Here is a 14,515-nt window from a genome sequence, read left to right on the forward strand (position 1 = left end):
TGACCTGCCTGTGAGTAGGGGCGGGGCAGCGGTTACTCCGCCGCCCGGCGCTGCTGCGTATCGTCGACGGCCGGGATGGCCGCCTCTCCCTCAGGTTGCCGCCGCTCGCCGACAAGGTAGGTGTAGACTACCGGGATCACGAACAGCGTGAAGAAGGTACCTACCAGCAGGCCGCCGACGATGACGAGTCCGATATCCTGACGGCTCTGCGCCCCGGCACCGGTTGCAATGGCCAACGGCACGGCACCCAGCACCATCGCGCCGGTCGTCATCAGGATCGGTCGCAGGCGCAGTTCGCAAGCCTCGACCACCGCATCGCGCACGGCGCGTCCGCTCTCGCGGGCCTGGTTGGCGAATTCGACGATCAGGATGCCATGCTTGGTGATGAGGCCGATCAGGGTGACGAGTCCGACCTGGCTGTAGATATTCAGCGTGGAGCCGTCCAGCCAGAGCGCCAGCAGGCCGCCGGTGATCGACAGCGGCACCGTCAGCATGATGATGAACGGATGGCGGAAGCTCTCGAACTGCGCGGCGAGCACAAGATAGATAAAGGCCAGGGCCAGCACGAAGGTTAGGTAGATCGAGGCACTCGACTCCTTGTACTCGCGCGACTGGCCGGCGTAGTCGATCTGCGCGCTGGGCGGCAGTTCGGCGCGCGCTGCCTGCTCAAGGAAGGTCAACGCCTCTCCGAGTGAATAACCTTCGGCCAAATTTGCCGTGATGCGGGCCGAGCGAAGCTGGTTGAAGTGGCTGAGCTCCTGCGGTGCCACGGTTTCGCGCACGTCCACCAGATTGGCGAGCTGGATCATCTCGCCGCTCTGTCCGCGGACATAGACGCGGCGCAGATCGTCGGGCGTCGCGCGATCCACGTCGGCCACCTGCACGACGACGTCGTACTGCTGGCCCTCGCGCTTGAAGCGGGTCACCTGCCGGCCGCCCATCATGGTCTCCAGGGTCCGGCCCAGAACGGCCACAGGCACGCCGACATCCGCCACCTTGTCGCGGTCCACCTGCACTTTGAGCTGCGGCGTATTGAGCTTGAGGCTGGACTCCACGTTCTGCAGGCCCTGGTTCTCTTCCGCCTCGAGTTTCAGCGTGTCGGCCATGCCCTTCAACTCGTCGTAGGGCTGAGAGGTCATGATGACGAACTCGACCGGCTTGTCGCGGGAGCTTCCGCCCAGTGGCGGCGGGTTCACCGGAAACGCCAAAATGCCCGGTACACTAAACATCTTGGGCTGAAGCTGCTTGGCAAGGTCTTGCTGGGTAATGTCGCGCTCGGACCAGGGCGGCAACTTGATGAAGGACACGCCCTGCGAAACGATCGGGAAACCCGATACCACGAAATAGCGCGCGATATTCGGGTTCTCGGCGTAGATGGCCTCAAGCTCCCGTGCCCACTTGTCGGTGTAGTCGATGGTGGCGCCCTGCGGCGACTGGAAGACCCCCAGGACGGTGCCCTGGTCCTCGTAAGGCGCCAGCTCGGAATCGATTTGGTTGAAGAAGAAATAAGCGCTGCCCGCCACGGCAAGACCGACCAGGATCACCAGCGGCCGCACCTTCAATGCCCCGCGCAGCACTGCCGTATATCCACCCGTCAGCCCGCGCAGTCCGCTTTCGATCACGCGGTAGAACAGCCCGTGCTGCGTCTCTTGCTTTAGCAGCAGCGCGCTCATCATCGGCGAGGCGGTGAGGGCAACGAACCCCGAGACGATCACCGCCCCCGCAAGCGTCAGCGCGAACTCGGTGAACAGGCGGCCGGTCGTGCCTTCCATGAAGCCGATGGGCGCATAGACGGCGGCCAGCGTGATCGTCATGGCGATGACCGCGAAGCCGATCTCCCGCGCCCCTTTGATCGCCGCGTCGCGCGGGCGCATGCCCCGCTCCACGTGGCGGTAGATGTTCTCCAGCATGACGATGGCGTCATCGACCACCAAGCCAATGGCCAACACCATGGCCAGCAGCGTCAGCGTGTTGATGGAGAAGCCGAAGACGTCCATCAGCGCGAAGGCGCCGATCAGCGAAACGGGGATGGTAACCAGCGGCACCAGTGTGGCGCGCAGCGAGCGCAGGAACAAGAAGATGATGGCGATGACGAGTGCCACCGCCTCGCCGATGGTCTTGTAGACGTTGTTGATCGATTCCTCGATGAAGACCGACTTGTCGTGGGCGACTTCGACCTTCATGCCTTCTGGCAGGATCTCCGAGATACGCGGCAGCGCGGCGCGTACCGCCTTGGAAACGTCAAGGGGGTTGGCCGTTGCCTGCTTGACCACGCCCAGCGCGATGGCGCTTTCGCCGTTGAAGCGCACGACACGTCGTTCGTCGCGCGGGCCAAGCTCGGCATAGCCGACGTCCTCCAGGCGCACCAGATAGCCGCTCTCCTGCTTCAGGACCATCTGGTTGAACTGATCCGGCGTCTTCAGATCGGTTTCCGAGAGGATCGTGAACTCGCGTTCCTGGCTTTCGATGCGGCCGGCCGGGATCTCGACATTTTGCTGACGCAGCGCGTCCTCCACGTCCTGCGGCGTCAGGTCGTAGGCGGCCAGCCGCTCGGGGTCGAGCCAGATGCGCATGGAGTACATACGCTCGCCGAAGATACGCACCTGCGCCACGCCGGACAGCGTCTGGAGCTGGTCCTTGACGTAGCGGTCGGCGTAATCCGTGATCTCCATCGGCGAATGCTGGTCGCTGGAAAAGGCGAGGTAGATGATCGGCTGCGCGTCGGCCTCCACCTTCTGAATGACCGGCTCGTCCACCTCATCGGGCAGGCGGTCGCGCACACGGCTGACGCGGTCGCGTACGTCCGCGGCCGCACCCTCGGGATCCCGCGTCAGTTCGAAGGTGACGTTGATCTGGCTCTGCTCCTGCCGGCTGGTGGAGGACATGAAGTCCACGCCCTCGATGCCGGCCAGCGACTCCTCCAGGACCTGGGTCACCTGGGATTCCATGATCTCGGCGCTGGCGCCTGCGTATGTGGTCTCGACGTTGACCACCGGCGGGTCGATCTTCGGATATTCGCGCACGGTCAGGCGGTCGTAGCTGACAAGCCCCACCAACACGATGGCAAGGCTGAGGACGGTCGCGAAGACCGGCCGTTTTACGCAGAGCTCCGAGATCTTCATGCCCTAGCTCTCCTCGTCATCGCCGTCGCCGGGTTCCAGCGTGCCGGGAGCGGCGTCATCCCGGATGCCGGTCTGGTTGACCGGTTGAACCGGGGCGCCGTCGCGGATCTTGAGCTGACCGGCGGTCACGACGATGTCGCCGCGCTCCAGCCCGGAAAGAATCTCGGCGTGGCCAAAGCGCCGCTGTCCGATCTCGACCTTGGTCTGGGCCGCCTTGCCGTCCACCACCTTGAAAACAAAGCGGTCCTCGCCGCGCGGCACCAGGGCCTGCTCGGGTATCAGGATTGCATTCTCCCGCCGTTCGAGTTGCAGGCGCACCCGCACGAACAGGCCGGGGCGCAGCATGCGATCGTCGTTCGGGATCAGCGCGCGCACGCGGATGCTGCGCCCGCCCGTGTCGATTTGCGGGTCGGTGGCGTAGACCTTGCCCTGGAAGGTGTCGCCGGGGAAGGCGTCGGCAGTGACACGCACCGTCTGCTCGATCTTAAGAGCCCCGAGATAGCGCTCCGGGATGCTGAAATCCACCTTCAGCGGATCGATATCCTCGATATTGACCATGTCCTGGCCGGCGGTGACGTAGTCGCCCATGCTGACCTTGCGCAGCCCGGCGATTCCGGCGAAGGGCGCCTCGATCGTGGTCTTGGTAAGCCGCGCCTTGGCAAGCTCGACCGCCGCGGTCGCGGTCTGGAACTCGGACTCCGCCTGATCCAGGTTGCGTGCGGTGCCGGCGCCTTTTTTGAATAGCTCCCTGGCGCGCTGCATGTTGCGGCGGGCGAGTTCCAGCCGGGCTTCCGCGTCCGCCAGTTCGGCCTGATAGACGGAATCATCCAGCTTGAAGAGAAGCTGGCCCTTCTCCACCGGCTCGCCTTCCTCGAAGCGGATGTCGACGATGCGTCCCGCGATTTCAGGGCGGATGATAACGGATTCGTTGGAGAGCAGGGTGCCGACGGCGGTGGCCTCCTGGATTACCGTGTCCGTCGTCACCTGAGCGACCTCCACCGGCACGCCCTGACCCTGGCCTTGTGCCTGCGCCGGGCGCATCGCCGCGGGACCGAGGGCCACCGCTCCAAAAGCAAATGCCGCGAGCATCGCCGCGGCCGCACCAAGCCTTCGCGCCATCAGATTCATCCGTTCCGTTTGACAAGCGAGCATCCGGCGGATACTCGAAATGGACTGTACAGTCTAGTCCCTAATTTGGATGACCAGGAGATGGCTGCACCAGCCGTGACTTCAAGGCCGTGCCCGCGGCAACAGTGTGTTGCCGGGAGCCATACAATACCGGCATGGCAGCCATCGGGAGAGTACGAGTGACGACAGTGGATACACAGCAGTGCTCAACGCGCTGGGAAGCGAAGGAGACGCAAATTCTGGCCGCGGCCGAGCGGCTGTTCATGACGCGCGGCTACAGCCGGACCAGTATGGACGCCATCGCGCGGGAGGCCGGTGTTTCCAAGCAGACGCTATACCACCATCACGGTAGCAAGGAAGCGCTGTTCGCTGCCATCGTCGACGCGCGCACTGACTGCCTGCTGCTGTCGCTCAATGCCGAGGAACTGTCGGCGCAATCGCCGCGTACCGCTCTCACCGAACTCGGCCGCCATTTCCTGGATATCGTGCTGTCGCCGTCGTCGCTCGGACTGCACCGCGCCGTCGTGACCGAGGTGCCGCGCCAGCCGGAATTGGGGCGCCTGACCTACGAACGGGGCCCGCGTCGCGCGATCGAGACGCTGGCGTGCTACCTGTCAAAGCTGGACGGCCAGGGCCGCCTGCGGGTGCCGGACAGCCGCCTTGCGGCCGAGCAGTTCTACGGGATGCTGCTGGGCTTCATGCAGATCCGCGCGCTGTTCGCCGTCGATCCAACACCAGCGCCCGAGCGGATCGAGCGTGCCGTCGGCGCTGCCGTCGACAGCTTCATGGCCGCGCACACGCCTTGACGCAAGGCAGCTACTTCGCGCGCTCGACCGCCATGTCGAAGAGGGGGCGTAGCTTGACCCCGATCCAGTTTCCGGCTAGCGCCGCCACCAGCCATAGCCAGCCGTGCACGCTGCCCGAGGCGATGCCAGAGAAGTAGGCGCCGATGTTGCAGCCGAAGGCGAGACGCGCACCGTAGCCCATCAGCACGCCGCCGATAACGGCCGCAAGCGCCGATTTCCAGGGAATGCGCCGCGCCGGGGCGAAGCGGCCGGCGAGGCCCGCAGCGAGCAGTGCGCCGACGATGATGCCGAAGTTCATCGTCGAGGTCGTCTCGGCAAAGACCGGGCCTTCCAGAGCCTGCTTGGGATACGGCCAGCTCCAGAAGGTCCAGCTTCCCACATCGATGCCGAGGCCCGCTGCTGCCTTGGCGCCCCAGAGCGTGTAGCCGAAGCTGATGTTCCAGGGATGCCCGGCCACCGCGAGCGTGGCCGCGTTCAACAGCGCGAGCGCCAACCCGCCCATCACCATTGGCCAGGGACCGGCGAGCAGCCGCCGCCAGGAGAAGCCGAGGGAAGGGCTCGTCGGCAGCAGCCGCCCGTGGCGGCGCCGTTCCAGCCACACGGTCGCCCCTGCAATCGCCGCGAATATGGCCAACTGCAAGGCCAGCGCGCCCCAGAGACCCAGTTCCCGCATCAGGGAAATCGCGCCTACATTGGGCTGTTGCAGCCACCACGGCATGTGTAGCGATCCAAGAAGCGATCCCACCAGGAAGAAGACGAGCGTCACGATCATGCGGGTGCTCCCGCCGCCGACGGTGAACAGCGTCCCCGACGCGCAGGCGCCGCCAAGCTGCATGCCGATTCCAAAGACGAAGGCGCCGACGATCACGGACACACCGACGGGCGCCACGGAGCCGACCACGCCCTGGCCGAACAGGCTGCCCTGCGCCAGCGCTGGCAGGAAGATCGCCGAGGCGACGGCTAGCATCACCATCTGTGCCCGCACGCCCGCACCGCGCCCGTCGGCCAGCAGCGCCCGCCAGCTTCCGGTGAATCCGAAGGCCGCATGATAGAGGGCGATGCCCAAGCCGCCGCCGATCAGGTACAGCACGGCCATCCGCTGTCCCGCGGCGTCGAAAGCGGCGGCCGCCCCGGCCGCGAGCAGGGTGAGCGCGGCCACGATCACCGTCCGGTTCATTCGTGGCTGGCTCGGTTCGGTGCGTGTCGGGGCGTGCAGTGTGGTGTCGGCGGCGGTCATCGCTTCGGTCCGTTTACGTCGTGAGGCCCTTTAGTCCGCCTTTACCTCGACGGGCTGGCCATGCTTCGTCCAGTCGGTCATCGAGCCGTCGTACATCCGGGCCTGCTTGTTGCCCAGGATCTCGGACTGCGCGAACCAGCCGAGCGATGCCCAGTGGCCAGTGTTGCAGAAGGTGATCTGCTCACCCCCGCTTTCGACGCCAGCTTCCGACAATAGCGCGCCAAGCTGTTCCGCGTCGACGAAGGTGCCGCCATTCACCGTTAGCTTGCTTTCCTCGACGTTGTTGGCGCCGGGAATGGTACCGGGCGTTGCGGCCTTCGGGTGTTTCTTGGCGCCGATGTGCTGGGCGTGCGGACGATTGTCGATCAGCGTGACGCCGGACTTCACGGCCTTGGCCACCTGCTCGCGGGTCGCGACATACTGCGGCTGGAACTGGCCGGCGAACTCAGTCGCCTCGGGCGCGTTCCAGCCCGTTTGCAGCGGATAGGCGGCGGCGTAGGCCTTGTGGCCGCCGTTCAGGACGGAAACCTCTTCGTGGCCCAACACCTTGAACGTCCAGTAGACGCGCGTCGCGCTGCCCATGTCGAGGGCGCTGGTCCCGCCGGCAGTGACCACGACATGGTCGTCGTTGTCGATGCCGAGACCGCCGATCAGCTTCTCAAGGTCGGCAATCGGCGGAAGCTGGCCGGGCACGCCGTCGCGCTCGACCCGCCAGCCGTCCTCCAGATAGTTGCTGTAGACCGCGCCAGGGATATGGCCCTGCTCGTAAATCTCGCGCGACCCGCCGTCGATGGCGTTGCGCACGTCAAGGACGACGAGGTCGGACTGCCCCAGGTTGTCGTGCAGCCAGTCGGCATCGACCAAGGGCGAGGCCGCCTGGGCCGTGGACACAGTCGCCGCCAGGCCAAGGGCGACGGCGATGGAAAGGAGCCAGCGCATGGCGATCTCCTAATTCACGTTGAATAACAGTGCAATTTTCATATTGCTCGGCTGTGGCTTGTATAATACGAACGAAGGCCATCCGCAAGATGACAATAATAAGTAGTATAAATATCAAGAAAATAGCTTGCTGCGAGCGCTGGTCAGGTGCGGCCGTAGGCGTCGTCGAGGCGCTCTATGTCATCCTCGTGCAAGTGGTCCCCCGACTGCACCTCAATTACGTGCAGCGGCTCGCTGCCGGGGTTGGCCAGCCTGTGAGCGGCGCCGCGCGGGATATAGGTCGACTCGTTCGGCCCAAGCCGCAGAGTCCGGCCCTCGCAGGTGACTGCCGCCTGGCCATGGACGACGACCCAGTGCTCGGTGCGATGGCGGTGGCGTTGCAGCGACAGCCGGCGGCCGGGCGCGACCGTCAGGCGCTTCACCTTGAAGTTGGGGCCGAGGTCGACATCCCGGTAGCTGCCCCAGGGCCGGTAGATCCGGCTGTGCGTCTGCGTTTCCGGGCGTGCCCGCTGCTTCAACTCGGCCACGAGCCCGCCCACGTCCTGCGCCCGCTCGCGCGGACAGACGAGTACCGCGTCGTCGGTTGCCACTACAACCAGATCGGACACGCCCAGCGCCGCGAGGAGCCGGTCGTCCCCGCGCAGGAGGCAGCCACGAGTGCCCATGGCGACGACGTCCCCGGCGATCGCGTTGCCGGCGTCGTCCTTTTCCAGCACCTCCCATAGGGATTGCCAGGAGCCGACGTCGCTCCAGCCAGCGTCCATGGATACCACCGCGGCCCGCGCTGTGCGTTCCATCACCGCGTAGTCGAGCGAGATGCCGGGGTTGGCCTCGAATGCAGCGGCGTCGAGCCGCAGAAAGTCCAGATCCCGCGCGGCACCAGCCAGTGCGGCTTGGCAGGAATCCAGGATTTCGGGTCGCAGCCCTTCTATCTCGTCCAACAACGTCCGGGCGGACATCAGGAACATGCCGCTGTTCCAGAGATAGTTTCCGTTCGCCAGGTAGCTCTCGGCCGTGGCCTTGTCCGGCTTCTCGACGAAGTGCTTGACGTGTGCGCAGCCAGGCACATCGGGCAACTCGCCGCCGAGCCGGATGTAGCCATAGCCCGTCTCCGCCCGGCTTGGTGCGACGCCGAGGGTCACGAGCCAGCCGGCGCGCGCCGCCGCCTCGGCCTGCGCGAGAGAGTCAGTGAAAGCGTCGGGCCGGGTGATCGCGTGATCGGAGGGCAGCATCAGCATCACGGCCTCCGGCTCCTGCTCTACAAGGTGCAGTGCCGCGATGCAGGCGGCAGGCGCGGTGTTCCGGGCATATGGCTCCAGAACGATCTCCCCGCTCACGCCGCCGGCGCGAAGCTGTTCCGCCACCAGAAAGCGATGCTCTTCGTTGCAAACGACGATGGGCGCGGCGAAACGCTGGTGGTCGCCGACGCGGTCGAGGGTGTCCCGCAACAGCGATTGTTCGCCCAGCAGCGGGAAGAACTGCTTGGGATAAAGTTGCCGGGACAGCGGCCAAAGCCTTGTTCCGCCACCGCCGGCCAGAACCACCGGATGGATGCGCTCCGTTGCCTGCGTCATGCCCCAGCCCCCCGAGCGGTTGCTTTGCCTTTAAAGCCTGTTACCGGAAAAGCCGTACCCATGCCACGCATGCAACTCGTCGGGTTGATGAAAATCAATGAAGCGATTGGCGGCTGGGCCGAAACTCCCTGAAGACCCCGCGGACACTGGCGGGAATGGAAGGGGGAGCAAGATGGCTTACAAGAACCTGCTATTGCACATCGACAACACCAAGGCCTGCGCCAAGCGCATCGAGGCCGCGCTTGCACTGGCGACACGCTGCGGGGCGCACCTGAGCGCACTCTACTGCATGGGCGAGTTCCAGCTTCCCGGCTGGGCCGACATGCCACAGCACCTGACGCGGGAATATCTCTCCCGCGAGGAAGAACGTGCCCGCGAGGTGGTGGAAGACTTCGAGGAGAAGGCCAAGCGTGCCGGCGTCTCCTACGAGACCAGGACGGCGCGCGTGCCGGTGAATGCCATCGCCGATGAGGTGGGCATGCACGCCCGATACGCCGACCTTGCCATCCTCGGGCAGGTGGACCCCGACGATACGCCGGAGGGCACGCGCGACCTCGTCGAGGATGTGACGCTTGGCTGTGGCCGCCCGGTGTTGGTCGTGCCCTACATCGGTGCCGCAAAGGAGAACGGCAACGTGGTGCTGGGCCGCAAGGTGATGGTGGCCTGGGACGCCGGACGCGAGGCGACGCGGGCCGTGAACGACGCGCTGCCAATGCTGCAAAAGGCCGAGAAGGTGGACCTGCTGGCGGTCAACCCGGTGAAGAGCCAACGCCGCCACGGCGAGAATCCTGGTGCCGACATCGCGCTTCACCTGGCGCGCCACGGCGTGAAGGTGGAAGTGCAGCACCTGGAGGTGCATGACATCGAGGCGGGGGACACCATTCTCTCCCGCCTTGCCGACGAGGGCAGCGACCTGCTCGTCATGGGCGCCTACGGCCACAGCCGCCTGCGCGAGCTGGTGCTGGGCGGTGCCACACGCAGCGTGCTGGAGCACATGACCGTTCCGGTCATCATGAGCCACTGACGGCTAATTATCGCACCTGATGGCCTTCGCCTGCCCGGGGATCGAGCGCGTCCTGCAGACCGTCGCCCAGGAAGTTGAAGGCCATCACGGTGACGAAGATCAGCAGGCCGGGCCACACCGCAAGCATTGGCGCGGAATATATCAATTCCTGCGCGTTTGTGAGCATGTTGCCCCACGAGGCCATCGGTGGCTGAATGCCCAGGCCCAGGAAGCTGAGCACGCTTTCCAGCAGGATGATGTTGCCCACCGACAGCGTCGTCGCGACGATGATCGGCGAGGCGACGTTCGGCAGCAGGTGCACCAGCATCACCCGCGTGTTGCCGGCGCCTAGCGCGTGCGCGGCGGTGACGAACTCCCGCGCCTTCATCGACAGCGTCGCCCCGCGCACGAGGCGCGCCACCGTGTTCCAGCCGACAAGCGCAACAAGGAAGACAATACGGTAAAGACTGCCCTGCGGTCCCTCCATCAAGGCCGCCGGCAGCCCCAGCTTGGTGAAATCCACGGCGGCCAGCACGATCAGGAGCGGCAGCAAGGGCAGGGCGATCACCCCGTCGGTGATCCGCATCAGGATCGAATCCAGCGTTCCGCCGAAATAGCCCGCCGCCAGGCCGATCACGGTCCCGATTACGGCTGCCATCAACGCCGCCGAGATGCCGACGGCCAGCGACACCCGCCCGCCGTAAAGCAGCCGCAGCAGCAGGTCCCGCCCCAGTTCGTCCGTGCCGAGCGGGTGCGCCCAGGACGGCGGCGCGGAGCGGGCCATCAAATCCACCTTGGTCGCGTTGAGCGGTGTCCAGGCCTCCACCAGCGGCGCGGCGAGGGCAGCGGCCGCCAGTACGATTAGCACCGCCAGACTGGTGAGTGCCAGCCGGTGACGCAGGAACCGCCGCCACAGCAGCCTGAGCGGCGATCCGGACGGGCCGATGGCACGGCTCGCCTCCGCGCTGAGCCGGGCAGGGGCGGTCCCGCTCATCGGCGACGTGCCCCCTCACCCTGTCCCTCTCCCCCGCAAGCGGGGGCGAGGGGACGACAACCGATACATTGAGGAATCTCGGCCGTGTAGCAGGGCAGGCGCAATTCTCGTTCCCTCTCCCCCGCGTCGGGGGAGAGGGACAGGGTGAGGGGGCTCCCGCCATACCTCCGAGCAATCCCGCTCATCGGTACGCAATCCTCGGATCCAGCCACGCATAGGCCAGGTCCGCCAACAGGTTCGCCGCCAGCGTCAGCACTGTTGCGAACAACAGGCCCATCAGCGCGAGATTGTAGTCGTTGCCCATGATGGCGTCGAAGATGGTCTTGCCCATGCCGAGCCAGCCGAAGATGGTCTCGGTGATGAGCGCGCCCGAGAACAGCATGCCCATGTCGAGTGCCAGGATCGTCACCACCGGGATCATCGCGTTGCGCAGCGCGTGGCTGATCAGGACGCGGCGGCGCGAAAGCCCCTTGGCGCGGGCGGTGCGCACGTAGTCCTGGCGCAGTGCCTCCATCATCGAGGCGCGGACATAGCGGATAATTCCGCCAATCCGCGACAGTGTCAGCGCCAGGACCGGCAAGGCCAGATGGCGCGCCTGCTCGACGATGCCGGCATCGCTCTCCCCCATTCCACCGGCCGGAAACCAGCCCAGCGTCACCGCGAACAGTATAATGAGCAGGATCGCCAGCCAGAACGGCGGCACCGAGATGCCGGCGAAGGCCGTCAGGTTGACCGCGCCATCCAGCAGCGAGCCCGGCCGGGTCGCCGCGGCAACGCCGGCGGGCAGGGCGATCAGCAGGGCCAGCAGCAGCGACAGACCGAGAAGCAGGACGGTGTTCGCGAGCCGCGGCCAGATCACCTCCGGCACCGGTCGGGAGTAGAGGCGCGAATAGCCGAAGTCGCCCTGCAGTGCGCCCTGAAGCCAGTTCCAGTAGCGTTCCACCAACGGCCGGTCGAGGCCGTAGAGCGCCTTCAGCCGCTGCTGGTCGGCCGGTGTGAGGTTGGGGTCGGCTTGTATCATCAGGTCGATTGGGTCGCCCGGCATCAGGCCGATGAGGGCGTAGATGACAAACGACATGACGAACAGCACCAGCAGCGATTCGAACAGCCGCTGGATCACGTAGCTCAGCATCGGGCGACCGGCTCCGGCCCAGGTATTCGCGTCCGGATCGTGCGCGTACTCATCCGCCGGCCTTGCGGCCCCACTCCTCGACCCACAGTGTGGTGGGAAACTGGTGGCCTGTCGGCTCCAGTCCCGTCAGCCATGTCGGCAGGACGAAAGGTTGCGCCCGCCAGAACAGCGGGAGGACCGGAAGCTCCCTGGCGTAGAGTTGCTGTATCTCTGCCCAGAGTTTCTTGCGCTTTTCCGGGTCCAGCTCGCGCTCCGTCCGGTCGATCAGGGCGTCCATGCGCTCGTTCGCGAAGCCCGGAATGTTCTGGCCGGACCAGGCGTTCTCCTCGCTCGGGATCATGTCGGAGTGCAGACTGGAGCGCGGGACGCTCTCCGGCGAGGACAGCCAAGCGTACATCGCCATGCCGCCGTACTTCCGCTTGGTCACCGTCTCGCCGAAGAAGACGCGCGCCGGCTCGTTCTTGATACGCACGTCGATGCCTGCTTGGCGCCATTGACTTTGCAGCACCTGCTGCACCAGTTCGCGCGTGCGGTTGCCAGCCGTTGTCATCAGGCGCAGGCGCAGCGGCTCACCCTTCGCATTGTGGCGGATGCCGCCCTTCATGCGGTTCCATCCTGCCTCGTCCAACAGCTTCGCCGCCTTATCCGGCTTATAGGGATATTTCGGCACGTCCTCGGTGTGAACGGTATCCAGCGGGCTGACGCTGCTGTGCGCGACCTGTTGCTTGCCCTGGAAGAGTTGTTCGGTGATCGCCTGCCGGTCGGCGGCATAGGCCAGCGCGTGACGGACCTTGCGATCGGCCAGGATCGGGTTGTCCAGGTTGAAGTCGATGTGCTCGTAGACAAGGCCGGGCTGGTAGATGAACTCGTATCGCTCGCCGTGGCGCTTTTCCAGGGCCAGTGCTTGGTCGATGTTGAGCCCCAGCTCGCCCGCGATCATGTCGATGGAGCCAGAGAGCAGGTTTGCCTCAAGTGCCGCCGTGTTCTCGATCACCCGCACAACGATCCGGTCGAAGGCCGGGGCCGGCCCGTACCACGTCGGGTTGGGCTCGAACACCGCGCGGGCGCCTTGCGTCACCTCGACCATCCTGTAGGGGCCGAAGTAGAGGCCCGGATTGGTCGGCTCGGCGTCAAAAGTGGTTCGGTTCCGGTATTGTGCCGGGTCGGCCTCGAACACCTCCCGCTCCAGGTGGGCGGGCAGGATGGAGAGCGCGAAGTCGTTGTAGTCGAAAGTGACCCGGTCGACGTGGACGGTGAAGGTGTGCTCGTCGTGGATCTCGATTTCCCGGATACGGCGGTAGATCTCGCCGGCCGCGACGCCCGACTTCGGATGCTTGCCGACTTCCCAGGTAAAGCGCACGTCTTCGCTGGTGACCGGCTCGCCGTCGCCCCACGTGGCATCCGGATGCAAGCTGTAGGTGACCGCGATGCCCTCGCTGCCGTCCGGCAGTTCCTCTTTCTCCGCCAGTCCGTTCTCGATCGTCGGCAGCTTGCTGCACAGCATGCAAATCTGCCGCCAGTCCGGATCGTATGCGGTGATCGGCCGCCGGCCGAGGGCTAGCATGTAGCTCTTGGCCAGCATCGCATCGATGGTGGGATGGAAGGTAGCGGGAAACTGCGTGATTCCGATGGTCAGCGTTCCCGCCCCGCCAGCTGTTCCGCGTTCCGCACTGGCGGGCGTTGCCAGGGCGCAAAACAGCGCCGCCGCCAGGGTTGCAAGAAGGCGTGGCATCGCTTTCGCTTGCTCCATGCTCGCGTCGGTGTGCCGTCTTGGCAGGATCGTAACCGACACGGCCGGATGCGCGAAGCCTTGGCTTGCGACCGCCGGGCACCTTACGCCGCGCCGGGCGTCCAGTCCTCCGGCGCTTCCAGGAAGCCGCGTACGGCGCGCAGACCCTCGGCATCCAGGGTGCCTTGCTGCTCGGCCACCGCCAGCATATCCCACCATGTTGCCAGCGCGTGCAGCTTCACGCCGCGCTGCGCCAGCACCTGCGTGCTTTGCGGGAAGATGCCGTAGTGGAACACGACGAAGGCGTGACGAACCTCGGCCCCGGCAGTTGTCAGCGCATCCACGAAGTTGATCTTCGAGCCGCCGTCGGTGGCCAGGTCCTCCACCAAGCAGGTGTGCGCGCCCTCGGGCAGTTCACCTTCTATCTGAGCGTTGCGACCGAAGCCTTTAGGTTTTTTGCGTACGTACACCATGGGGAGGCCAAGCCGCTCGGCGATCCACGCGGCGAAGGGGATGCCGGCCGTTTCGCCGCCCGCGATAGCGTCCAGGCTTTCGTATCCCGCTTCGCTTACCAGCGTCTCGACCGCCAGCTCCATCAGCTTCGCCCGTGCTCGCGGGAAGGAGATGATGCGCCGGCAGTCGACATAGACCGGGCTCTTGCGGCCCGACGTCAGCGTGAACGGCTCGTGCGGGCGGAACAGCACGGCGTCGATTTCCATCAGGATGCGGGCCGTTGTGAGGGCGGTTTCGCTGGGCGGCGTATCGGACATGCGGGCTCCTTCGGATCGTGCAGGCATGTCTTACAGCCGTTGCCATGGCCAGCGCAAACGCGCTCTGCCACTTTCTCCGGC

At 65.7% G+C, this 14,515-nt stretch carries 11 protein-coding genes; 2 read left to right on the plus strand and 9 right to left on the minus strand.

What is annotated here, in order from left to right:
* Positions 1-32 precede the first annotated feature (32 nt).
* Both DRB17_RS00285 and DRB17_RS00290 read right to left on the minus strand, forming a co-directional pair.
* Positions 33-3,122, minus strand: a complete 3,090-nt coding sequence (locus tag DRB17_RS00285) for an efflux RND transporter permease subunit (protein ID WP_114580172.1) — start codon at positions 3,120-3,122, stop codon at positions 33-35.
* 3 nt (positions 3,123-3,125) lie between these two features.
* Positions 3,126-4,241, minus strand: a complete 1,116-nt coding sequence (locus DRB17_RS00290; protein WP_161958648.1) for an efflux RND transporter periplasmic adaptor subunit — start codon at positions 4,239-4,241, stop codon at positions 3,126-3,128.
* 188 nt (positions 4,242-4,429) lie between these two features.
* Here DRB17_RS00290 and DRB17_RS00295 point away from each other — a divergent pair, with 188 nt between their 5' ends.
* Positions 4,430-5,056 (plus strand): TetR/AcrR family transcriptional regulator, encoded by a 627-nt coding sequence (locus DRB17_RS00295; RefSeq protein ID WP_161958649.1) that lies wholly within the window; start codon positions 4,430-4,432, stop codon positions 5,054-5,056.
* A gap of 10 nt (positions 5,057-5,066) precedes the next feature.
* Here the strand turns inward: DRB17_RS00295 and DRB17_RS00300 are convergent, their stop codons facing one another.
* The 3 genes from DRB17_RS00300 to DRB17_RS00310 form a co-directional block, all read right to left on the minus strand.
* Complete coding sequence (locus DRB17_RS00300; protein WP_114580175.1) at positions 5,067-6,233, minus strand: YeeE/YedE family protein; 1,167 nt, start codon at positions 6,231-6,233, stop codon at positions 5,067-5,069.
* 90 nt (positions 6,234-6,323) lie between these two features.
* Positions 6,324-7,232 carry a sulfurtransferase gene (locus DRB17_RS00305; RefSeq protein ID WP_114580176.1) on the minus strand — a complete coding sequence of 303 codons (909 nt, stop codon included), beginning with the start codon at positions 7,230-7,232 and terminating at the stop codon, positions 6,324-6,326.
* Positions 7,233-7,375: 143 nt separating this feature from the next.
* The gene (locus DRB17_RS00310; protein ID WP_114580177.1) at positions 7,376-8,806 is read right to left on the minus strand and encodes a mannose-1-phosphate guanylyltransferase/mannose-6-phosphate isomerase; all 1,431 of its coding nucleotides are present in this window, start codon (positions 8,804-8,806) and stop codon (positions 7,376-7,378) included.
* A 172-nt stretch (positions 8,807-8,978) separates the two neighbouring features.
* Between DRB17_RS00310 and DRB17_RS00315 the strand changes: the two genes are divergently transcribed.
* The gene (locus tag DRB17_RS00315) at positions 8,979-9,830 is read left to right on the plus strand and encodes a universal stress protein (RefSeq protein ID WP_161958650.1); all 852 of its coding nucleotides are present in this window, start codon (positions 8,979-8,981) and stop codon (positions 9,828-9,830) included.
* A gap of 7 nt (positions 9,831-9,837) precedes the next feature.
* On the opposite strand, the gene DRB17_RS00320 is transcribed toward DRB17_RS00315, so the two are convergent.
* The 4 genes from DRB17_RS00320 to DRB17_RS00335 all read right to left on the minus strand — a co-directional run bounded on the left by DRB17_RS00320 (position 9,838) and on the right by DRB17_RS00335 (position 14,434).
* Positions 9,838-10,803 carry an ABC transporter permease gene (locus tag DRB17_RS00320; protein WP_114580179.1) on the minus strand — a complete coding sequence of 322 codons (966 nt, stop codon included), beginning with the start codon at positions 10,801-10,803 and terminating at the stop codon, positions 9,838-9,840.
* A 181-nt stretch (positions 10,804-10,984) separates the two neighbouring features.
* Complete coding sequence (locus DRB17_RS00325) at positions 10,985-11,935, minus strand: ABC transporter permease (protein WP_114580180.1); 951 nt, start codon at positions 11,933-11,935, stop codon at positions 10,985-10,987.
* 49 nt (positions 11,936-11,984) lie between these two features.
* Entirely contained in the window at positions 11,985-13,667 is a 1,683-nt protein-coding gene (locus tag DRB17_RS00330; RefSeq protein ID WP_114580444.1) for a peptide ABC transporter substrate-binding protein, read from the minus strand.
* A gap of 101 nt (positions 13,668-13,768) precedes the next feature.
* Positions 13,769-14,434 (minus strand): orotate phosphoribosyltransferase, encoded by a 666-nt coding sequence (locus DRB17_RS00335; RefSeq protein ID WP_114580181.1) that lies wholly within the window; start codon positions 14,432-14,434, stop codon positions 13,769-13,771.
* Positions 14,435-14,515 lie beyond the last annotated feature (81 nt).

The organism is Ferruginivarius sediminum (genome assembly GCF_003344765.1).
Lineage (GTDB): Bacteria > Pseudomonadota > Alphaproteobacteria > Kiloniellales > Rhodovibrionaceae > Ferruginivarius > Ferruginivarius sediminum.